This window comes from Pseudomonas sp. NFACC32-1, assembly GCF_900101215.1.
GTDB lineage: Bacteria > Pseudomonadota > Gammaproteobacteria > Pseudomonadales > Pseudomonadaceae > Aquipseudomonas.
Genome location: NZ_FMUL01000023.1, coordinates 36,917 through 59,130, shown reverse-complemented (window position 1 = coordinate 59,130; position 22,214 = coordinate 36,917). Strand labels below are relative to the sequence as shown.

The following is a 22,214-nucleotide window of genomic DNA, read 5'->3' as shown; positions in this document are numbered from 1 at the left end:
ACATCTCCTCACACATGCCATCCATTGGATACGAGGAAACTTGCCATGCTTGGATTCCTTCTGCGTCGGCTGGGCATCGCGATTTGCGTGGCCATTACCGTGTCGGTGATCAGTTTTTCCCTGTTGCACCTGTCCGGCGACCTGGCCACGGCCATTGGTGGACCGGAAGCCACCAGCGAACAGATCGAACAGATCCGCGTGCAATACGGCTTGAACAAACCGCTGCCGACCCAGTACTTCAACTGGCTGGGCGATTTGCTGCGGCTGGACCTGGGCAACTCGTTTTTCTTTCAGGAATCGGTCTACAACCTCGTCGTCAGCCGTTTGCCGATTACCCTCGGGTTGGGTGCCATGGCCCTGGGCATCGCCTTGCTGGTGGCGATTCCACTGGGGGTGCTGGCAGCGGTCAAACGCGACACCTGGATTGACCGACTGGCCTTGAGCATCGCGGTGCTGGGCCAGGCGATGCCCAGTTTCTGGTTTGCGCTGATGCTGATCGTGGTGTTCGCGGTGACGCTCAAGTGGTTGCCGGTGTCCGGCAACTCGACCCTGCTGCATTTCGTCATGCCGGCCATTGCCCTGGGCTACTACGCGACGCCGGCCATCATGCGCCTGACCCGCGCCGGCATGCTCGATGTGCTCGGTTCCGATTACATCCGCACCGCCCGCGCCAAGGGCCTGCGCCCTGCCCGCGTGCTGTTCAAGCACGCATTGCGCAACGCCTTGATTCCGGTCGTCGCGCTGGCGGCGGTGGAGTTCGGCTTCATGCTCGGCGGTTCGGTGGTGATCGAAACCGTGTTCTCCCTGCAAGGCATCGGGCAACTCGCCTGGGACGCCATCGCCCGTGACGATTTTCCGGTGGTACAGGCCGTAGTCCTGCTGATTGCGGTGATCTACATCATCCTCACCTTGCTGGCCGATGTGCTCAACGCACTGCTCGACCCGCGCATCCGCGTGCGCTAGGAGGCTTACATGAGCACCCCCACGACCCTCGCGATCAATGACTACCTGCCACCCCCCAGCAGCCTGAGCCGAGTCCTTGGCAAGAGTTTTCGCCATCGTGGTTTCGCCATCGGCGCGGTATTGTTGCTGATCATCTTCGCCGGTGCACTGTTCGCCCCGTGGCTGGCCCCCCACGACCCTTATGCGCAAGACGTGATGCTGCGCATGAAACCGCCGGTATGGATGGCCAACGGCACCTGGGAGTACGTCCTCGGCACCGACAAGCTGGGCCGTGACTACCTGTCGCGATTGCTCTATGGCGCGCGGATTTCGCTGTTCATCGGCATCGCGGCGGCGTTGATTTCCGGCTTTATCGGCACCGTGATGGGGCTGTTGGCCGGTTACTACGGCGGCAAGCTCGATGCGTTCATCAGCTACCTGATCACCACGCGGCTGGCGATGCCGGTGGTGATGGTCGCGCTGGCCTCGGCCTCGCTGATGGGCGGCTCGCTGAAAGTGGTCATTGTGCTGCTGGGCTGCCTGTTATGGGATCGCTTCGCGGTGGTGGTCAGGGCTTCGGTGCAACAGATTCGCGATGCTGAATATGTGGCCTCTGCCCAGGCCCTTGGCTGCTCGACCCTACGCATCCTGGTCAGCGAGATCCTGCCCAATCTGGTCGGTGCGCTGATCGTCGTCGCGACCCTGGAGATGGCCCACGCGATCCTGCTGGAGTCAGCCCTGTCGTTCCTCGGGGTTGGCGTGCAGCCGCCGACGCCGTCCTGGGGCCTGATGATCGCCGAAGGCAAACCCTACATGTTCTTTTCCCCGTGGGTCATCGCCATTCCCGGCGTCGCCCTGATGATTCTGGTGCTGGGCATCAACCTGGTCGGCGACGGCCTGCGCGATCTGATCCTGCCCGACGGCCGCAACTGATTAGAGGAGTCAGGACATGGCACTACTGCATGTTGAAAACCTGCGCGTGGACATCCCCATGGGCAACAGCCCGACACCGGATGACATGCTGCATGCCGTGCGCGGTCTGGATTTCGAAGTCGAGCGCGGTGAAATGCTGTGTATCGTCGGCGAATCCGGCTGCGGTAAATCCCTGACCTCGCTGGCGCTGATGGACCTGCTGCCACGCAAGGCCAGACGCACCGCGTCCCGGCTGACGCTGGACGGCATCGACATGCTGGGCCAGAGCGAGCGGCGCATGTGCGATCTGCGCGGCAACCGTCTGGCGATGATCTTCCAGGAACCGATGACCTCGCTGAACCCGGCCTACAGCATTGGCGACCAGCTCAGCGAAGTGCTGACCCAGCATCGCAAGGTGTCACGCAAGGATGCCCTGGCGCGCGCCGCGCAGATGCTGGAGAAAGTCGGTATCAGCAATGCCACCGAACGCTTGCGCCAGTATCCGCATCAACTGTCTGGCGGTTTGCGCCAGCGGGTGATCATCGCCATGGCGTTGATGTGCGAGCCGGACCTGATCATCGCCGATGAACCCACCACGGCACTGGACGTGACCATCCAGGCGCAGATCCTGCGCTTGATCCGCGATCTCCAGAAGGAGTTCGGCCTGGCGGTGATTTTCATCACCCATGATCTGGGGCTGGTGGCCCGGATCGCCGATCGGGTCGCAGTGATGTATGCCGGGGAAATCGTCGAAACCGCCCCCGCCCGGCAACTGTTCGAAAACCCACAGCATCCGTACACCCGTGGTCTGCTGACCAGCATTCCAATCCCCGGGCGGACCCGACCGGGCGAGGCCCTGGGTTCGATTCCAGGCCTGGTGCCAAGCCTGGTGGGCGAACAGCAAGGGTGCGCGTTCCGCAATCGTTGCGCCCAGGCGATAGCGGCCTGCGCGCAAGACATTCCCGAAGTCGAGCAGGACGGCCACATGGCGCGCTGCCTGTTCGCCGCACCGGCCCCGGCGCCGATTCGCCTTCAAGAGAGGGCTCGGTCATGAAAAAAGACATCGCATTGGAGCTGTGCGACATCCGTCGCGAGTTCCGGATCAACAACGGCTTGTTCAAACCCGCCGCCACCCTGAAGGCCGTCGATGGCGTTTCCCTGCGGCTGATGCGAGGCGAGACCCTCGGCCTGGTAGGCGAGTCCGGTTGCGGAAAAAGTACCCTGGCCAAGATGCTGCTGGGTCTGTTGCCACCCACCAGCGGCGATGTGCTGGTGGGGGGCAAGCACCTGGCGGCGACGGATCGCAAGGAAATGTCCCGGCACATCCAGCCGATATTCCAAGACCCGTACTCCTCGCTGAACCCTCGCAAGACGCTGCGCGAAATCGTGACCCTGCCGCTGATCGTGCACGACATCGGCAGCCCCGCCGAGCGACGCAAGAAAACCGAAGCGATGCTCGATGTGGTCGGCCTGCCCAAGCGGGTCATCGACAGCTATCCGAGCCAACTGTCCGGCGGCCAACGGCAACGGGTGGCCATTGCCCGGGCATTGATCATGCGCCCTGACGTGTTGATCTGCGACGAACCCACCTCGGCACTGGACGTTTCGGTGCAGGCGCAGATTCTCAACCTGCTGCAAGACCTCAAGCGCGAATTCGGCCTGACCTATCTTTTGATCAGCCATAACCTGGCGGTCATCGAACACCTCGCCGACCGGGTAGCGGTGATGTACCTGGGGCGTATCGTCGAGGAACGCACCCGCGAAGCGTTATTCGCCAAACCCGGCCACCCGTATACCCGCGCCTTGCTGGATTCGGTGCTCACGCCCGATCCGCGCTTGGGCATTCCCGAGATCGGCCTGGGTGGTTCCTTTCCCAATCCGATGTCACCGCCCTCCGGCTGCCCCTTCCATCCGCGCTGTCCGAGCTGCTTCGCCCCCTGCAAGACGGCCTACCCGGCCAATGATCCGATTATCGGCGGCAACGTGCGTTGCCACCTTCACGACAGTCCCGCCCAAACCCTGGAGCTTGTCCACTCATGAGTCGTTCACTGGCCATCAGCAACACCACAGCGCAATTCGATAACGGCGCATTTTTCAACCTGCTCGAACGCAGCGTCGCCTTGCACACTGAAAGCCAGGCAGCGGACAGCCAACCCGAGTTGTATCGCTATCTCCATGAGTTCATCACCCCGCATGTCGAGGCGATGGGCTTCAGCGTCGCTGTCTATGACAACCCGGTGGCAGGGCGCGGCCCGTTCATGATCGCCACGCGCATCGAGCAGCCGCAACTGCCGACCGTGCTCAGCTACGGCCACGGTGATGTGGTACGCGGCTATGAAGCGCAATGGCGTGAAGGCCTGTCGCCGTGGCAGGTCATTGCCGAAGGCGATCGCTGGTACGGCCGCGGCACGGCGGATAACAAAGGCCAGCACCTGATCAACCTGACCGCGCTGGAGCAAACCCTCAAGGCTCGCGACGGCAAGCTGGGGTTCAACGTCAAGCTGCTGCTGGAAATGGGCGAAGAAGAAGGCTCGCCGGGCTTGAATGCATTCTGTGCCGCGCACAGTGAAGAGCTCGCCGCGGATATTTTCATCGCCTCGGACGGCCCGCGCCTGGCGGCGTCACGACCGACGATTTTTCTCGGCTCACGGGGGGTGTTCAACTTCGAGCTGGTGGTCAATTTGCGCGAAGGCGCTCATCACTCTGGCAACTGGGGCGGGTTGCTGGCCAACCCCGGGATCATCCTGGCCAATGCCATCGCGAGCATGGTGGATGAACACGGCCGGGTGAAAGTGGCGGGCCTGATGCCTGAATCACTGCCCGAGCCGGTTCGTCAGGCGCTGGCCGATATTGACGTCGGTGGCGGACCGGGCGATCCGGACATCGACGCCAACTGGGGTAACCCCGAGCTCTCCCTGAGCGAAAAGGTGTTCGGCTGGAACACCCTCGACGTCATCGCCTTCAAGACCGGCAACCCGGACGCCCCCGTACACGCGATCCCCGGCAAGGCCAACGCCCACTGCCACATCCGCTTCGTGGTGAACAGCGACTACACGACCTTCATCCCGGCGGTGCGTGCCCACCTGGATGCCCATGGTTTCAGCAATGTCGAGGTCAAGCAAAGCCACGTCGAGGTGATGCACGCCACTCGGCTGGACCCGCAAAGCCCATGGGTCGATTGGGCGCTGAGCTCCTTGGCCCAGACCACCGGCAAAAAACCTGCGCTGCTGCCCAACCTCGGCGGTTCGCTGCCCAACGATGTGTTCGCCGACGTGCTCGGCCTGCCCACCTTGTGGGTGCCGCATTCGTACCCGGCCTGCTCGCAGCATGCGCCGAACGAGCACTTGCTGGCACCGGTGGTCAAGGAAAGCCTGCAGATCATGGCGGGGTTGTTCTGGGACCTGGGCAACGATGCGGCACGCCTGACCCAGGCGCATCAGTTGCGGGAGCAAATGCAATGAGCGCCACGCCACAACAGGCGCTGGACTGGCTTGCCGACCAGCGCCAAGCCATGGAAACGCTGCTGCAGCGTATCGTCGACACCGACTCCAACAGCTATGACAAGGCGGGGGTCGACGCCGTGGGCGCGCTGCTCGCGGCAGAGCTGGAGGCCGACGGCATCCTGCTCAAGCGCATGCCGGTGGAAGGCTTTGGCGACGTAATGCTCGCCGAAGTGCGAGGCGAACCTGGAAAGCCGGTGTTGCTGCTGGGCCATCGCGACACGGTGTTCCCCAAAGGCACCACCACGGCGCGCGGCTACAGCTGCGATGGCAATCTCGCCTTTGGCCCCGGCGTCGCCGACATGAAAGGCGGCCTGGTGCTCAATTGCTTCGCCCTCAAGGCACTCAAGCGTGCCGGCCCCTTGCCCTATCCGGTGCAGGTCCTGTACACCGGTGACGAAGAAATCGGCTCCGGCAGCGCCAGGCCCCATATCGAACACGCAGCCCGTGCCGCCCGCGCCGTGCTCAATACCGAACCCGGTCGGGCCAGCGGCAACGTGGTCAGCGCACGCAAAGGCGGTGCCACGCTGATCATCGAAGTCAGCGGTCGCGCGGCGCATGCCGGGGTCAACCATGCCGACGGCGCCAGCGCCATCGAGGCCCTGGCACGCAAGATCGTCAAGCTCCATGCCCTGACCGATTACTCGGCAGGCATCACCACGAACGTCGGCTTGATATCCGGGGGAACGTCCAGCAACACCGTTGCTCCGAGCGCCTCGGCGCGGCTGGATGTGCGCTTCATCGAACTCAAGCACTGGGACCGGATCCTTACCGCGATCCTGGCCATCGTCGCCGAAGAAGAACTGATCGGTACCCACGCCATCCTCAAGGAGGCGACAACCTTTCTGCCGATGGAGGCCCGTCACAGCGAACGGCTGTTGCAAATCTACCAACAAAAAGCCCTGGCGCTGGGTTTCAGCGTCGAAGGCGAATTCACCGGCGGTTGCGCCGACTCCGGATTCACCGCCAGCCTGGGCATCCCAACCCTGTGCGGCCTCGGCCCGGTGGGAGGCAAGGTCCACACCGATCGTGAATACCTGGAGCTGGATACGCTGGTGCCTCGCGCCCAGGCCTTGGTGGCGACCATCCTGGCTGTTGGCCAGAGCAGTTGAAATAACGGGGCGTCGAGATCAAGGTCCAAAGCAACAAGAGCAGGACACCTCCAACCTCCATATAGCTGAACCACCGACTTCGCGAGCAACCTCGCTCCCACAAGGGGCAAGCCAGCCTCAAGCGTCCCAAGGGGCCATGGCGTCAACGTCAATGGCGTAGCGCTCAATGGCCTCGGCACAGACGCCGGCCTGCAGCCTCCCCTCTTGCACCAGCGAGGTCAGCGCACTCAGGACGATCTGGTGCCGGTCCACTTCGAAGAACCTGCGCAGTTGGCTGCGGGTATCGCTGCGGCCAAACCCGTCGGTACCGAGCACCGTGTAATGGCCATCAAGATAACTGGCGATCAACTGGGGCAAGGCCCGTACGTAATCGGTACAGGCAATGATGGGCGCCGAGTCGTTAAGGCATTCCTGGACATGACTGCGCCTGGCAGGCTGTCCGGGATGCAATCGATTCCAGCGCTCCACTTCCCGTGCATCACGTGCCAATTCGGTAAAGCTGGTTACGCTCCAGACCTGACTGTCGATCCCCCAATCGCTGGCCAGCAACTCGGCGGCGGCGATCACTTCGCCCAGGATGGCGCCGGACCCCAGCAACTGGACACGTCCACGCGCCCCCTCGACTTCATGTCGGGCAAACCGATACATGCCCTGGATAATGGCCTGTTCGACACCTTCGGGAAGGCTGGGCTGCGGGTAGTTCTCGTTCATCAGGGTAACGTAGTAGAACTCGTCCACCTGGCGCTCCAGCATCTGGCGCATGCCGTGATCCAGGATCACCGCGAACTCGCCGGCGAATGCCGGATCGTAAGCCCGACAATTGGGAACCATCGCCGCCATCAGGTGACTGTTGCCGTCCTGGTGCTGCAGGCCTTCGCCACCCAATGTCGTGCGGCCCGCGGTGGCACCGAGCAGGAACCCGCGGGCCCGTTGATCCGCCGCCGCCCAGATCAGGTCGCCGATGCGCTGGAAGCCGAACATCGAGTAGTAGATGTAGAACGGCAGCATTGGCAGGCCATGCACCGAGTAGCTGGTCGCGGCGGCGACCCAGGAGCTGATGGCGCCAGCCTCGCTGATGCCCTCTTCGAGAATCTGCCCGTCCAGGGCTTCTCGATAACTGAGGATCGAACCGATGTCCTCCGGCTCGTAACGTTGCCCCACGCTGGAGTAGATGCCGATCTGCTTGAACAGGCTGGCCATGCCGAAGGTACGCGCTTCATCCGCCACGATCGGTACGATGCGCGGCCCCAGTTGCTTGTCCCGGAGCAAGCCGCTGAGCATCCGCACGAAGGCCATGGTGGTGGACATTTCCTTGCCCTGGGCGGCGATGGCGAACCCGGCGTAATGCTCTACAGCGGGCACGGCCAATGACTCGCAGGCCGAAGGTCGTGCCGGCATGTAGCCGCCCAACGCCTGGCGGCGTGCATGCAGGTAGCGCATTTCCGCGCTGTCGTCGCTCGGTTTGAAGAAGCTCAGGGAGGTGGCCTGCTCATCGGTCAATGGCAGGTTGAAACGGTTGCGGAACGCGATCAACGCCTCACTGTCGAGTTTCTTCTGCTGGTGTACGGTCATCTTGCCCTGTCCGGCGTCGCCCATGCCGAAGCCCTTCTTGGTCTGGGCCAGGATGACCGTCGGTTTCTTGCCCTCGAGCATCGCGCTTTGATACGCGGCAAAGATCTTCACCAGGTCATGACCACCGCGCTTGAGGCGGTCGATCTGCTCGTCGGTCAGGCCTTGGGCCAAGTCCGCCAGGGCTTCGTCCTGACCGAAGAAATGCTCACGGTTGAAGCGCCCATCCTTGGCCGCGAACGTCTGGAACTGGCCATCGACCGTGGCCGACAAGGCCCGGACCAACGCGCCGTCCTTGTCCCGGGCAAACAACCTGTCCCAGTCGGAGCCCCAGACCAGTTTGATCACGTTCCAGCCCGCACCGCCGAACAACGCCTCGAGCTCGTCGATGATGCGACCGTTGCCACGCACCGGGCCGTCCAGGCGCTGGAGGTTGCAGTTGACCACCCAGACCAGGTTATCCAGCCCTTCGCGCGCCGCCAGGGTCAGCGCCGACATACTTTCCGGCTCATCCATTTCACCGTCGCCAAACACGCCCCAGACGGTACGCCCCGAGGTCTTTTGCAGGCCGCGGTGCTCCAGGTACCGCATGAAACGCGCCTGGTAGATCGAGCTGATCGGACCGATCCCCATGGAGCCCGTCGGGAACTGCCAGAAGTCCGGCATCAACCAGGGATGCGGATAACTCGACAACCCCCGGGCGCCATTGGCGCGTGCGCCGATCTCTTGTCGATAGTGCTGCAGATCCTTTTCTTCCAGGCGTCCCTCGAGGAACGCCCGGGCATAGACGCCTGGCGCCGAGTGCGGTTGGTAGAAGACCAGGTCACCGCCGTCGGTCGGGGTGCGCGCCTTGAAGAAATGGTTGAAGCCCACTTCGAACAGATCCGCCGCACTGGCATAACTGGCGATGTGTCCACCCAATTCGCCATAGGCGTGATTGGCCCGGGCAACCATCGCCAGGGCATTCCAGCGCATGATGGATGCCAGGCGTTCCTCGATCGCCAGGTCTCCGGGAAACACCGGTTGCCGCTCGACGCCGATGGTATTGATGTAGGGAGTGCCATGGCTGGGCCGCCAGCCGATGTCCGCAGTGCTTGCCACGGCCAGCAGCATGTCGAGGATCTGTTTGGCCCGGTCCGTGCCGCCGTGGGCGGCGACCGACAGCAAGGCCTCGCGCCACTCGGCCATTTCTTCATCCTCGACAGCCCGGGACGGCCATTGGGCATGGGGATTGGACAGGTTCATGGGCAACTCCTGCTGATGTCGGGTATCGCTTCGAGGTGGCGCGAATGACTGCCTCGGGCGAGGTTTTTGACTTGCTCTACCGCCGCCATGATGGAGCGCTCGCTCGTCTCGTCTGGGGCGACCGGGTAGAGGCATGGCTGAGCGATGGAAAGGTCGTGCAAGACGTGCTCATCGAGTTCACCGAGCACCACGAAACGGTAGTCACGCTTGGCCACGTGCCCTTCGACGAGCTTGCCAGGCGCGGTGTTCACCGTATCGACATGGATCAGCGCGACATTGTCGAAACAGCTGAACCCCTGATGGATCAAGTCAATGTGATCGCTATCGAGTCCGCTCACGATGACCACGATACGCGTATGACTGGAAGGCTCGCGCATCCACTTCATTGCGTGGATGCGCGCATGGGCGGTTCGGCTCATAAGCGTTGCCTTACTGGTTTGCACAGGCGAATTGACGAGGGCTGGGTTAAATGACGCCGCGCGCCTGCAGCACGCTTTTGGCCAGACGCCGGGTCGCCGATAACACCTCTTCCACCTGCCGATCCATCGCCGCAGTGGATGAAGCGATTGTTCCAAGTTCGACGACACGCAGCGGATGGCCGCAGACCGATCCCAGCCAGGTCAGGCCTGGCACCGTGCCGACTTCCAGCAGAAAGCTGTCGTGGGGAACGCCGCGCAACAGTTGGCTGGCATAACACGCGTCGCCTCCGGCAGACGGCTGCGCACTGGACCCGACCCGCAACCAGTCGACCCTCAGCGCCTCCGACTGCTGGACGGCCAGGTAGGCCACCTGGTCCCAGTCATCTATCGTCACGTGCAGCTTGTCGATCATGTACTTAGGCAACGCGGCGCTGGTCACGATGACCACTCCGGCATCCGCCGAAGGTTCCTTGATCCAGACTGCGGATTGCGATATCGCATGCATGGCGGTACTCCCGGCGGTTGGATTGCAGCGGCTCGCTCCGAGCGGCGATCCGGCGATGAGGCCGTGACATTCAACATGCATGCCGACTGCCCCACCGCCTCGTGAGCAAGCGCTCGCCTACAGGTCTGGTGTGAATCAGCCGTTGCGGAACAGGAAGCTGTAGGCGTTCAGGGCAGGCGCTCCGCCCAGGTGCGCGTAGAGCACTTTCGAGCCTTCGGGGAACTCGCCACGGCGGACCATTTCAATCATCCCGTGCATGGATTTACCTTCGTACACCGGATCGGTCAGCACACCTTCCAGGCTGCCGCACAGGCGAATGGCTTCCAGCGTGCCGTCGTTGGGCAAGCCGTATTCCGGATAGGCGAACCGAGTGTCGAGCACCACGTCCTCTTCGGTGATTTCGCGGCCCAGCTCCACCAGTTCCGCGGTATGCCGGGCGATACGCAGGATCTGTGCCTTGGTTTTCTCTGGCTTGGCCGAGGCATCGATGCCGATCACTTGCTTCGAACGGCCGTCCGCGGCGAAACCGACCACCATGCCGGCCTGGGTACTGCCGGTCACGGAACAGACCACGATGTAGTCGAACGTGAAGCCCAGCTGTTTTTCCTGCTCTCGCACTTCTTCGGCAAAGCCGACGAACCCGAGGCCGCCATAGGGATGCTCGGAACAACCCGCCGGGATCGGGAACGGCTTGCCGCCGCGCGACACCACGTCGTCCATGGCCTTCTCCCAGCTTGGCCGGATACCGATGTCGAACCCCGCGGCGTCCAGTCGTACCTCCGCCCCCATGATGCGAGACATCTCGATGTTGCCCACCCGGTCATACACGGCATCGGAGTAGTTGACCCAGTTTTCCTGCACCAGCACGCACTTCATGCCCAGGTGCGCGGCCACCGCCGCCACCTGGCGGGTCTGGTTCGACTGGATGCCACCGATGGAGACCAGGGTATCGCAGCCTTGCTCGATCGCTTCGGGAATCAGGTATTCGAGCTTGCGGGTCTTGTTCCCGCCGAAGGCAAGGCCACTGTTGCAATCTTCACGCTTGGCATACAGCTGGACCTTGCCCCCCAGATGTTCACTCAGGCGCTTCAAGGGCGTGATGGGAGATGGACCGAAGGTCAACGGATAACGTTTAAAACGATTCAGGTTCATGACTCTGCTCCTCGATGATTGAATATCCAAGCGCCAGGCCGAGAAGCAAAGGGCTGCATTCCAGGCTCTTTCACGGGGGCTTCGATGAGTTCAATACTAAGAAGAAATCAAAAAATATGTATTGCAAATTATTAGCAATTAAAGAAACATAATTTTTAGCTAAAACCATCAAACACACTTTTACTGCGTATAAACCCATATGAGCGCAACAAATACTCGCAAGAAGCCGAGCGAAACAGCGTCAACGCCACAGCCGCTGGATCGAACCGACCGCGCCATTCTCAAGGCCCTGCAGCGAGATGCCTCCATCTCCAACGTGGCGCTGGCCGAGAAGGTCAAACTGAGCGCGCCGGCCTGCCTGCGACGTGTCGAACGGCTCAAGCAGGCCGGCCTGATCAAGCACATCGTCGCACTGCTGGACAATGAAGCGCTGGAGGCGGGGATGGTGGTCTTGATCGGGGTGGTGCTGGATCGCTCCACGCCGGAGTCCTTCGCCGCATTCGAGGCGGCCGCGCAGAAAGTGTCCGGCTGCATGGAATGCCATGTGGTGACGGGGGAGTTCGACTACTTCATGTTGATACGAACCAAGGACAGCAACAGCTTCAACCGGCTCCACGCGGAGCAACTGCTCTACCTGCCCGGAGTTCGCCAGATTCGCTCGTTCATGGGGTTGCGCCAGGTCTTGTCGACCACTCACATTCCCCTTTGAGGCTCGTTGGCCCCGATCGCCAGATTGGCCAGATTTCCCTTGGGGGTGGCTTCGCGCATGCCCTCGCTTCATTCCACATTTTCAGGGCATGCCTGGACTATCGCCCAAAAAGTGGCGCAACGTCCTTATGCAATGACAGGGGCAGGATTTCCCCACGTCATCACGTGGCTAATGCGATGACACATAGACAGACGGCGTGGCAGGCGCGGGTAACGCATAAGTCGCCTTCATCCACTCGATCTCGGCCTGGGGGGTGCGGCCGAAGAAGCGTTTGAACTCGCGGCTGAACTGCGAGGCGCTTTCGTAGCCGACGCTGAATGCCGCGGCAGAGATGTTCATGGTGTTGCGCAGCATCAGCAGGCGAGCCTGGTGCAGGCGCGTCGATTTCACGTATTGCATGGGCGAGGTGTCGGTCACGCTGCGAAAGTGCAGGTGGAAGTTGGGTATGCTCATGCCCGCTTCCTGGGCGAGGGATTCGACGTCCAGTCGCTTTTGGTAACCGCTGTGGATCTTGCGGATCGCACGGGTGATCTGGCCGAAATGTCCCTGGCGGCGCAGGGCGGCGCGCATTGAGCCGCCCTGCTCGCCGGTGAGGATGCGGTAGTAGATTTCGCGCCTCAGGGCAGGGCCGAGTATCTGCGCTTCGCCGGGGTCGCTCATGGCTTGGAGAAAGCGCAGGGTCGAGGCGCGCAGTGAGTCGTCCATGGGCGAGGCGTACATGCCTTTGGGCGGGGCATCGCTGGGGCCGAGGACCTCGTCCACCTGCAGCAGCAACTCGCTGGCCACCTGAAAATCCAGGCGCATGTAGATGGCCAGCATGGGCTCTGTCTCGCTGGCGTCGGTCTCCATGGTGAAAGGCACCGGCACGGACACCACCAGATAATGCTGGGCATCGTAGACATAGACGTCTTCGCCCAGGTAGCCGCGCTTGCGGCCCTGGCACAGGATCACGATGCCGGGGTCGTACAGCACCGGCGTGCGGGTCAGGGGGCGGTTCGAACGCAGGAAGCGGATGTCCTCCAGCGCGCTGAGGTTGTAGCCCTCCACCGGGGCAAGTTGTTCCAGCAACTGCACCATGCATGCGGTGCGGGGGTCGGCCTGAGTCATGGGTGTCCTCTTGCTTGGCGCTCAACCGTCGGAGGAACGGCTCAGTGTTTCCCATTGATCGATCTCGCGGGCGGTGCGGCTCAGTTTTTCGCGTACCAGGCTCAGTGCGTCACTGCCCAGCAGCAGGTGGGCCGGTGGCGTCGCGCTGGCGATCACCTGCAGCATCGCCTGGGCGGCCTTGCGGGGGTCGCCGAGCTGCTTGCCGCTTTTCTCTTCCCGCGCTTTACGAACCGGGTCGAAACTGGCGTCGTAGTCGGCAATGCTGCGCGGGGTACGTTGCATGGAGCGACCCGCCCAGTCGGTGCGAAACGAGCCGGGAGCCACCGCCGTGACGAAGATCCCAAACGGCAGCAACTCCTTGCTCAGCGTATCGGAGATCCCTTCCAGCGCAAACTTGCTCGCGCAGTAGTAAGAAATGCCCGGCATGGTGATGGTGCCCCCCATGGAGGTGATATTGAGGATATGACCGGCGCGGCGCTCGCGAAAATACGGCACGAACGCCTTGGTCACCGCCACCGCGCCGAACACATTGACGTCGAACTGGCGGCGCATCTCTTGCAACGGTGACTCTTCGAAGATCCCCTCGTGGCCATAACCGGCATTGTTCACCAGTACGTCCACCGGGCCATGACTGGCTTGTGTGGCGGCGACCACGCTGTCGATCCGGTCGAACTCAGTGACATCCAGGATGACCCCGTGGGCACGATCCGGCGCCAGTGCCTCGAAGGCCTGCAACGCCGCGTCACTGCGCACGGTGCCGATCACCCGGTGGCCCGCCGCAAGTGCCTCCCGCGCCAGGGCATTGCCCAGGCCACTGCTGACGCCGGTGATGAATAGGGTTTTGCTGCTGCTCATGGCGAGCCTCCGATAAGGTGGGGACGAGGCCATGGTATCGATGGGAAACCGCGGCACCTATGCCGGTTTGCCTTGCAGCCTTGCCTATTCCTATCAGGGCCGGACTGGCGTGACGGACGTCAATGCCCGGGCCGTTGACCTGGGCCGCTCGCGCACATTTGCCCTGGCGTGATCTGTCTGAATATAATGCGATTCATTATCAATTATGTCTGTTTCCGGGATGCTGATGCGCAGCAACGACACACTGGGCAATGCCGATCTCGCGCTGCTCTATAGCAGCCACCACTCCTGGTTGCACAGCTGGCTGAGCCGGCGCATCGGTTGCCGCGAAAGCGCTGCGGACCTGGCGCAGGACACCTTCGTACGGCTGCTCAAATCGCGTCAATTGAGTCCTTTGCGCGAACCCCGGGCTTATCTGAGCAGCATCGCACGTGGACTGATGATCGATCGGTATCGCCGTCGCGAACTCGAACGGGCCTACCTCGAAAGCCTTGCGCTGCTCCCTTCCCAGCAAATCCCGTCTGAAGAAGAACGGTTGCTGATTCTCGACAGCCTGGAACGGATAGACCGCCTGCTCGACCTGCTCAAGCCGAGGGTCCGCGAGGCATTCCTGCTGGCCCAGCTCGACGGCCTGACCTGCCAGCAAATAGCTGACAAGTTGTGCGTTTCCCGCTCTACAGTCGAACGCGACCTGGCCAAGGCCCTGCAACACTGCTATCGCTTGCGCTATGCCGAACAGTGAAGCCCGAGTGCCGGATCCGGCCGTGGTCGACCAGGCGATCCACTGGCTGGTGCGCCTGCGCTTCAATCCCGCCGATGAGCAGACCCAGCGCACTTTCGAGCACTGGTTGCAACGGTGTCCGGAGCATTTGCTCGCGTGGCAGCGTGTGCAAGTCCTGGGCGACGATTTCGCGGGCATTCCCTCCGACCTGGCCCGGCATACCCTCAAGGGCAGCCGCTCGGGCATGCATCGGCGCAAGGCCCTGAAGCTGCTGGGTACCTTGGCCACCGTGGGTGGCGCGGCCTGGCTGGGCCGCGACTACACGCCGCTGCCGGCCATGCTTGCCCAGCAACACAGCAAGACCGGGGAGCGCAAGCGCTTCCAGCTCGATGATGGCAGCCTTGTCCAGCTCAACAGCGACAGCGCGGTCGACAGCTATTTCAACCCACAGCGGCGCCTGCTCGTGCTGCGGCGCGGCGAAATCATCGTGAACACTGGCGCGGACTCAGGCGCGGATTCACCGCGTCCGTTCTGGGTGCAGACACGGGACGGGATGATACGCACCCTGAATGCCCGGTTCCTGACGTACGAGCGTGACGACGGGACGCTCATCGCGGTGCAGAGCGGCACAGTCACCGTGTTTCCCGGGGCCAGCCAACCCGTTGCGGTCAACGACACCGTCCAGGCCGGAAGCCAGCGGCTGTTCACCTCGGATGGCGTTCGTGAGTTCAAGGATAACGGCCTGGATCTATGGAGCTGGAGCGACGGGGTGATCAGCGCACGCAATATGCGCCTCGGTGATTTCATCGGGGCCCTGTCGCGCTATCGCCCCGGCCTGTTGCGCTGCGCCGAAGAGGTTTCGGGCTTGCGCGTTTCCGGGACCTTTCAGCTTGCCGACACCGATCAGGTACTGGCATTGGTGGCGCAGTCACTGCACTTACAAATCGAATATCGAACCCAATACTGGGTGACGTTGAGCGCCGCCAGCTAGGCCCTGTCTGAAAAGCCTGAGTGTTTTTTGTCGCACAAAAATATCAAATAAAAATGAGGTGATTTCTCATTCTCGTTCGGCATGTAAGAAAGGCCGAAATACAGGCCTATCTGCCGATTCCCTTTAACGGAGCGAGTAAATGAGTTCGTCCCCGGTTCCACAGCGTCATCTACTGAATCGTGCCTTACAGGGTGCGGTCCTCGGCGTCATCGTGAGCAGCTACGCGCTACCGTCCATGGCGCAGACTTCGGCCGTCGACCAGGCCCAACAGGTTCATCAGTGGAACATCCCGGCCGGCCCGTTGGCACCGGCGCTCGACCGCTTCGCGCGCGAGGCTGGCATCAGCCTTTCCTTCGATGCGTCAAGCGTGGCGAACCGCAATACCCAAGGCGTGAGCGGCACGCTCGATACATCCACGGCCCTATCGTCGTTGTTGCAGGGGAGCGACATCGAGATACAGCAGCAAGGTCCGAACGCCTACTTGCTGACGCCACAAGCCAAGGCGGACGGCGACCTCGAGGCCTTCCGCCTGGCGCCCATCCTCGTCAACGCCAAGGCCAGGGTCGATGGCACCGAAGACGCCAATTCCGTGGTCGCCCAGGAACTCTGGGTTGGCGGCAAGGTGGCCACCAGCATCCTCAACACGCCCGCCTCGGTGTCCGTGGTGACCGACAAGGAAATGAAGCAACGCAGCGTCAGCACCACGGAAGAACTCCTGCAATACACGCCGGGGGTCATTACCGACTATTACGGCACCGACGACCGCAACGATTACTTCCAGATCCGCGGCTTTCAAGCCACGACCTATCGGGACGGCCTGACCCTGGGTTCGATGCGCGGTGTGCGCGAGGAGCCATTCGCCTATGAGCGCGTCGAGGTGATACGCGGGGCCAACTCCACACTGTTCGGCCCGGCCGACCCGGGCGGCTCGGTGAACTTTGTGAGCAAGAAGCCCCGCTTCGACAAGTTCGGCCAGGGCTACGTCACCTACGGTTCTTTCGACCATCTCGAATCCGGCATCGATGTCGGGGACTCGCTGAACGAAGAGCAAACCCTGGCCGGTCGCTTCACGGCAAAGATGCAAGACAGTGACCGCGAGTACGACCATTCGCAGGACGACAACAAGTTCCTGATGGGCGGCCTGACCTGGGCCCCCACGGAGTTCACCTCGGCGTCCGTGATCGTGGACTACCTCAAGACTCAAAGCTCGCCCAACAGCGGCGGTTATCCGCTGGACAAGGAATACGATCGCGACAAGTTCTACGGCGAGCCCAGCTACAACTTCCACGATGTGGAACGCACCAATATCAGCGGCACGTTCAGCCATGATTTCGACAATGGGTTCGTGCTGCGCAGCAACCTGCGCTACAGCGAACTGACCGATGATTTCGGCTATGTGTTCCTCAGCGACTCCCCTACCCGCACCGGCACCACCGTCCCGCGCTATATCTTCGGCACCGACAGCGATGCCGAGCAACTGAACGGCAACCTGATGCTGCAATACGATGCCCGCTTCGAGAATATCGACAGCAGCACGCTGGTGGGTGTGGAGTATGGCGACTCCTCGACCGAGGAACGCTCGGTGTATGCCCCGACAGGATCCATCGACCTGGCCAACCCGGTATTCACCGGCGTGCCAGGCGGTGTGGCGCCCTACAGCAATAACAAGCTCGATACTGAAACCAAGGCCGTGTTCCTGCAGCAGAACCTGTCCTTCTATGAGCGCTTTATCGTCACTGCCGGTGTGCGCAACGACTCGCTGGATCTCTCCAATACCGACATCAACAACGTAAAAGAGTCGGATAACTTCTCGGAAACGTCCTATCGCGGCGCACTGACCTATATCGTCAACGACGAAGTGTCCACCTACATCAGCATGGTGGAATCGGTCTCGCCGCCCACCGTTGGCGTCGTTCCGAAGACGGGCAGGCAATATGAAGTGGGTGTGAAATATGCGCCCATGGGCATGGACGCGCTGTTCTCGGCGGCCGTCTACGACCTGACCCAGGAAAACGTCAGCATCGCCGTCGTACTGCCCAGCGGTGTGATCGAACAACAGACCGTCGGCGAATCGCGCGTGCGCGGCCTGGACCTGGAAGCCAAGGCCGAGTTGACCTCCAACCTGAGCCTGGTGGGTGGCTATTCCTACATGGAGTCCGAAGTCATTCGCGGGACCTTGTACGACGGAAGTTCGCTCAAAGGGAATGAGTTCGCCACGGCGCCGAAACACTCCGCCTCGCTGTGGACCTACTACAACGTACCCAACACCGATGTCAGCGTCGGCCTGGGTGCACGGTATGTCGGTTCCTACTACTTCGATGCGGCCAACACCGGAACCAGCGATGGCACGACGCTCTTCGATGCGGCCTTCAACTACAACCTCTTCAAAGGCACAGACCTGGCGATCAACGTCAGCAACCTGCTGGATGAGCAACATGTGGTTGGCTCAGGTACCGCGAACTACTACAACCCGGGCCGCGAAATCACCGCAAAGCTGAGCTACAACTGGTAAAAAAACTGGCCGTTCATGAGCGCCCCGGGCTGTGCAAGCAAGCCTGCTCCACAGCCCGGGGGCGATTTCCATCAGGACGAAACTAGCGCGGCGAGCATCAAATGCCCGGGCCGATGACATGAGCCGGCAGCCTGGCCAGGCGGTCCCATCCACCCGCGCAGATCTGCGAGCCATTGCGCAACGACAACCTCTCCAGTGGCAAGCGCTCCAGCACCGGCACCATGGCTGACGTGAGCCGCGATTCCCCCGGACCCGCTTCAAAGGTCGGATCCCACAGTGCAGCCGCACGATACGAGCCGGGTTACTGAGAAAAGTAAATCGTTATTTCTGCAAGGAACCCATCAAAAATTGGGGCGTACCAGCTATGCTCATTGCGCTATTGAGCTGAAATTACACACTCTAAATCCGTGTATACCCTTTGAGTTTTTCATGCTTTTCCCCTTAAGATCCATTCGTCACAGCTCCTCGGCACTGGAATTCAGTCTCAAGGAGCGTCGAATGCGCCTCACCAACTACTTAAAGCCATCAACTTAACGCCGTAGCCGCGCTGTTCAACCTGAGACTGACTCGATGATTGTTACTCATCTTATCTTGAAAAATTGGCGTAACTTTAGAAGTGTGGACATCCCCCTGCGTGAGCGCACCTATCTGTTAGGTGCAAATGCTGCTGGCAAATCAAACCTCCTCGATGTATTTAGATTTTTGAGGGATATTTGCAAACCTCAGGGCGGGGGATTGCAAAAGGCTATCCACGATAGAGGCGGAGTACAAAAACTAAGATGCTTACATGCTCGACGTGATCCTGAAGTTCGAATCGAGATCCATTTATCTGACAGTGCCGACGATACCGAACCACTCTGGCGATACATTTTGGGGTTCAAACCTGAGGGCAAGGGGGCACAGCGCACACTTATTTCTATAGAGCAAGTATGGCAGAAGGAAAAACTAGTCTTAGATCGACCGAGCAAAGACGACAACAAAGATACTATGCGATTAACTCAAACTGCCTTAGAGCAAATTCAAGCCAATGCGAGCTTTCGCGACCTGGCGACTTTTTTTGGCGAGACGACCTACCTTCACCTAGTTCCACAGCTATTGAAATATGCGGAGCAGCTTGGAGGTCAGCGATTGGAAGATGATCCATTCGGGCAAGGATTTCTTGAACGCATAGCACTAACTCCAGCCAAAACAAGAGATGCTAGGCTTAAAAAAATCGAGTCGGCTTTAACCCTAGCAGTCCCCCAATTCAAAGAGCTACGATTTGCACCCGACAAGATCAAAGGACATCCACATTTAGAAGCTCGTTATAGCCACTATCGTCCTAATGCTGGCTGGCAGCGGGAAGAGCAATTTTCCGATGGAACCTTGCGGCTACTTGGCCTTCTTTGGGTTTTACTTGAAGGAGATTCACTATTGCTTCTCGAGGAGCCTGAGCTTTCACTGAACGATTCGATAGTAAGAGAAATACCGAGACTATTGCAGCGTGCACTACGGGGCAAGAAACAACGTCAAGTTCTTATAAGCACCCATAGCGAAGCGCTTCTTAGCAATCCCGGCATTGATGGCAGAGGCGTGCTTTTGCTAGAACCAGAGTTAGAAGGTACGAGGGTTCGAGGAATTGATGATAAAGAAGCTTTTGCATTGGAAAATGGACTATCTGTTGCCGAGGTTGTATTGCCCAAAACGCACCCTACCCTAGGCGAGCAAATGAGCCTATGGAAATGAACTGGATATTCCTCGCAACCGAGGATGAACTAAGCGAAAAAGTTGGCATTCGTTTAGCCGCCGAAGCTGGCCTAGAGGTTGGGCAATGTTTACGTCGAAATGGATTTGGATATCTGAAAAGCAGAGTGGAAAACTTCTGCCGAATGGCAAAACAAGCACCTGTTTTGTTGATTACTGATTTGGATAAAAAGAAATGCCCGACCGACTTGATCAGTGAATGGCTTGGAAACTCCCCACCTCATGACAACTTCTTGTTCAGAGTGGCAGTCCGGGAAGTAGAATCTTGGTTACTGGCAGACCAGATAGCAATTCAGAAACTGTTTGGACTCAAAAATTCTATCACCAGTCGCCCTGACGAGCTTTTTGATCCAAAAAGAACACTTCTTTCGCTAGCCAAAAACGCCCCAAAAAAAGTCCGGGAAGAACTCGTAGCTCAGAGAGGAGCTGTAGCAAGTCAGGGAGTCGGCTACAACGCACTTTTAGGAAACTGGGTAACTGAAACATGGCAACCTGAAAGGGCCGCAGAGCACTCCCCAAGTTTATATCGAACCCGAATTCGCCTACGTGAGCTTTCAGAGAGGCTAAGGAAATAAATTATTTACTCAAATCAACCAAAACGCCACCCAAGGCAAGCGTTATAACTTTAAATTTTAAAAAATAAACCGCAACCAGTTGAGAACATAATTACAACTTCCATGTAGATGCTAGACCCCAGGCCCAGTCACGTAAGCAGACAATCTCGCCAAACGGTCCCATCCACCCGCGCAGATCTGCGAGCCATTGCGCAACGACAATCTCTCCAGTGGCAAGCGCTCCAGCACCGGCACCATGGCTGACGTGAGCCGCGATTCCCCCGGACCCGCTTCGAGCGTCAGGTCCCGCAATGGCAGCCCGGCAAGGTGGGCGACGCCGGCATCGGTCAGCCAGGGGCTTTCATACAAGCCCAGGCGTTGCAGTGGCAAATCACGCAGACACGCCAGATCGCCATCGCGCAGGTCCAGGCCGCTGATTTCCAGTTGCTCCAACGGCAGGCCCATTTCGCACAGCTTGCGCAACGTCTTGCCATCAACCCCTTGGCAGAAACTGAGATCCAGCCGCTTCAGCGGCAGACCCGCCAGTTGTTTCAGTTCCTTCCAGGAAACATCGTTCAACGAGAGGTCCAGCGCTTCCAGTTCCAGCCCCTCCAGGTCCCGCAACGTCTGCTTGTCGATACCTTGCACGTCGCTGAGCCCCAACCGCTTCAAGGGGAACGCGTGCAGCACGTCGAGCCGCTCAATGATTTGTCGAGAGGCCTTGAGGTCCAGGTCCGCCAAGGGCATGCCTTCTAGTAGCTCAAGGTCGTCCTCGCACAGATACGAAGACTGCAGCGATAGCCGCTCGATCGGAAGATCCCGAATGGCGTTGAGCGTGGCATCGGATGCATGACAATCATCGAGACTCAGAGAACGCAACGCGGTTAAACCCGAGAGCCAGGCAGGATCCTCCAGGATCTTGCTGTTCCAGCCCAGCGACAGCTGTTCGAGGGGATGGCTGCACAGATACGCCGCCCCACGGGCGGTCAGTTGCCCGACACGCTCCAACGAAAGCGAGCGCAACTGGAGTGGCGAAAGCCCCAGCAGACCGTCGTCGGTCAATTCATCACAACGGTTCAACGACAACGCTTGCAGCCTGCTTTTGCTGCCCAGTTGCCTGAGGAAACGGTCGTCGAAATCTTCGCCGTAAGTTTCCAGTTCCAGTCGGCGCAAGCGCTCAAGGGAAGGGAGACTGGTGAGGTCATCGTCGCGGGAAAAACCGCTGATCTCCAAAGCCTCGAGGGCGACATCCGGCAGACGTCGCCAAAGTGCCTGATCGCAGCTGAACCTCGGGCTGCCAAGCACCAACGAACGCAGCGGCAACCCGGCCAAGGCGTCGAGCCACTGCGGCTCGGCGTTTTCCAGCGCCAGATGATCGACCGGCAACCCGCGAAGCTGCGGCAACAACGGTGCCGACCGATTCCTGTGTACCTTGACGTCCAACTCGGCTACCACGGCCATGGCGGCCGGATCGTACAGGCCAGCGGCGACGCGCACACCGTCCAGCGAAGCCTCGCCGGTGTCGAGCAGGTCGCGGTAAAGCGAAACCCGCGTGGCGATGTCATCCGGTGCGCCAGCGAGTCGGGCCATCAGGGCGTTGCGGTTGGAAGTCGGCACGGTCCAGGAATCCGAAGGGAACATGCGGCGTATGCTGCCGCAAAAAAGG

At 60.5% G+C, this 22,214-nt stretch carries 20 protein-coding genes; 13 read left to right on the top strand and 7 right to left on the bottom strand.

Annotated features, from left to right (window positions below):
- Positions 1 to 45: 45 nt before the first annotated feature.
- From BLP99_RS24930 to BLP99_RS24905, 6 genes are read left to right on the top strand one after another with little or no spacing between them, the layout of a single operon-like run.
- Positions 46 to 963 carry an ABC transporter permease gene (locus BLP99_RS24930; RefSeq protein WP_072388634.1) on the top strand — a complete coding sequence of 306 codons (918 nt, stop codon included), beginning with the start codon at positions 46 to 48 and terminating at the stop codon, positions 961 to 963.
- Positions 964 to 972: 9 nt separating this feature from the next.
- Positions 973 to 1,875, top strand: a complete 903-nt coding sequence (locus BLP99_RS24925) for an ABC transporter permease (protein WP_072388636.1) — start codon at positions 973 to 975, stop codon at positions 1,873 to 1,875.
- Between the two features lie 16 nt (positions 1,876 to 1,891).
- Positions 1,892 to 2,908 (top strand): ABC transporter ATP-binding protein, encoded by a 1,017-nt coding sequence (locus BLP99_RS24920; protein ID WP_072459561.1) that lies wholly within the window; start codon positions 1,892 to 1,894, stop codon positions 2,906 to 2,908.
- Positions 2,905 to 3,894 carry an ABC transporter ATP-binding protein gene (locus BLP99_RS24915; protein ID WP_092182059.1) on the top strand — a complete coding sequence of 330 codons (990 nt, stop codon included), beginning with the start codon at positions 2,905 to 2,907 and terminating at the stop codon, positions 3,892 to 3,894. Before BLP99_RS24920 ends, BLP99_RS24915 begins: the two co-directional genes overlap by 4 nt.
- On the top strand, positions 3,891 to 5,315 hold the full coding sequence (locus BLP99_RS24910) for a M20 family metallopeptidase (protein WP_072459562.1): 1,425 nt from the start codon (positions 3,891 to 3,893) through the stop codon (positions 5,313 to 5,315). The genes BLP99_RS24915 and BLP99_RS24910 overlap by 4 nt, the downstream gene beginning before the upstream one ends.
- Complete coding sequence (locus BLP99_RS24905; RefSeq protein ID WP_092182056.1) at positions 5,312 to 6,466, top strand: M20 family metallopeptidase; 1,155 nt, start codon at positions 5,312 to 5,314, stop codon at positions 6,464 to 6,466. Before BLP99_RS24910 ends, BLP99_RS24905 begins: the two co-directional genes overlap by 4 nt.
- A gap of 117 nt (positions 6,467 to 6,583) precedes the next feature.
- On the opposite strand, the gene mdeB is transcribed toward BLP99_RS24905, so the two are convergent.
- The 4 genes from mdeB to BLP99_RS24885 form a co-directional block, all read right to left on the bottom strand.
- Entirely contained in the window at positions 6,584 to 9,280 is a 2,697-nt protein-coding gene (gene mdeB / locus BLP99_RS24900) for an alpha-ketoglutarate dehydrogenase (protein ID WP_092182053.1), read from the bottom strand.
- Entirely contained in the window at positions 9,277 to 9,699 is a 423-nt protein-coding gene (locus BLP99_RS24895) for a hypothetical protein (RefSeq protein ID WP_092182050.1), read from the bottom strand. The genes mdeB and BLP99_RS24895 overlap by 4 nt, the downstream gene beginning before the upstream one ends.
- A 46-nt stretch (positions 9,700 to 9,745) precedes the next feature.
- On the bottom strand, positions 9,746 to 10,204 hold the full coding sequence (locus BLP99_RS24890; protein WP_072388649.1) for a transketolase: 459 nt from the start codon (positions 10,202 to 10,204) through the stop codon (positions 9,746 to 9,748).
- A gap of 135 nt (positions 10,205 to 10,339) precedes the next feature.
- Complete coding sequence (locus BLP99_RS24885) at positions 10,340 to 11,356, bottom strand: 1-aminocyclopropane-1-carboxylate deaminase (RefSeq protein WP_076405610.1); 1,017 nt, start codon at positions 11,354 to 11,356, stop codon at positions 10,340 to 10,342.
- A gap of 199 nt (positions 11,357 to 11,555) precedes the next feature.
- On the opposite strand from BLP99_RS24885, the gene BLP99_RS24880 reads away from it, so the two are divergent.
- Positions 11,556 to 12,065, top strand: a complete 510-nt coding sequence (locus BLP99_RS24880; protein WP_072388653.1) for an Lrp/AsnC family transcriptional regulator — start codon at positions 11,556 to 11,558, stop codon at positions 12,063 to 12,065.
- Positions 12,066 to 12,233: 168 nt separating this feature from the next.
- Here BLP99_RS24880 and BLP99_RS24875 read toward each other — a convergent pair whose 3' ends face one another.
- Positions 12,234 to 13,172, bottom strand: a complete 939-nt coding sequence (locus BLP99_RS24875; RefSeq protein ID WP_072388655.1) for an AraC family transcriptional regulator — start codon at positions 13,170 to 13,172, stop codon at positions 12,234 to 12,236.
- A 21-nt stretch (positions 13,173 to 13,193) separates the two neighbouring features.
- On the bottom strand, positions 13,194 to 14,027 hold the full coding sequence (locus BLP99_RS24870; protein WP_092182047.1) for an oxidoreductase: 834 nt from the start codon (positions 14,025 to 14,027) through the stop codon (positions 13,194 to 13,196).
- Between the two features lie 31 nt (positions 14,028 to 14,058).
- Here BLP99_RS24870 and BLP99_RS26480 point away from each other — a divergent pair, with 31 nt between their 5' ends.
- From BLP99_RS26480 to BLP99_RS24845, 6 genes are all read left to right on the top strand, one after another.
- The gene (locus BLP99_RS26480) at positions 14,059 to 14,199 is read left to right on the top strand and encodes a hypothetical protein (protein WP_156682187.1); all 141 of its coding nucleotides are present in this window, start codon (positions 14,059 to 14,061) and stop codon (positions 14,197 to 14,199) included.
- Between the two features lie 54 nt (positions 14,200 to 14,253).
- On the top strand, positions 14,254 to 14,769 hold the full coding sequence (locus BLP99_RS24865; RefSeq protein ID WP_072388761.1) for a sigma-70 family RNA polymerase sigma factor: 516 nt from the start codon (positions 14,254 to 14,256) through the stop codon (positions 14,767 to 14,769).
- Positions 14,756 to 15,739 carry a DUF4880 domain-containing protein gene (locus BLP99_RS24860; protein WP_092182044.1) on the top strand — a complete coding sequence of 328 codons (984 nt, stop codon included), beginning with the start codon at positions 14,756 to 14,758 and terminating at the stop codon, positions 15,737 to 15,739. Before BLP99_RS24865 ends, BLP99_RS24860 begins: the two co-directional genes overlap by 14 nt.
- A 139-nt stretch (positions 15,740 to 15,878) precedes the next feature.
- Entirely contained in the window at positions 15,879 to 18,251 is a 2,373-nt protein-coding gene (locus BLP99_RS24855; protein WP_092182041.1) for a TonB-dependent siderophore receptor, read from the top strand.
- 570 nt (positions 18,252 to 18,821) lie between these two features.
- Entirely contained in the window at positions 18,822 to 19,976 is a 1,155-nt protein-coding gene (locus tag BLP99_RS24850) for an AAA family ATPase (RefSeq protein WP_092182039.1), read from the top strand.
- Positions 19,973 to 20,569 (top strand): DUF4276 family protein, encoded by a 597-nt coding sequence (locus tag BLP99_RS24845; RefSeq protein WP_176776527.1) that lies wholly within the window; start codon positions 19,973 to 19,975, stop codon positions 20,567 to 20,569. Before BLP99_RS24850 ends, BLP99_RS24845 begins: the two co-directional genes overlap by 4 nt.
- Before the next feature lie 111 nt (positions 20,570 to 20,680).
- Here BLP99_RS24845 and BLP99_RS24840 read toward each other — a convergent pair whose 3' ends face one another.
- Complete coding sequence (locus BLP99_RS24840; protein ID WP_256327896.1) at positions 20,681 to 22,189, bottom strand: leucine-rich repeat domain-containing protein; 1,509 nt, start codon at positions 22,187 to 22,189, stop codon at positions 20,681 to 20,683.
- Positions 22,190 to 22,214 lie beyond the last annotated feature (25 nt).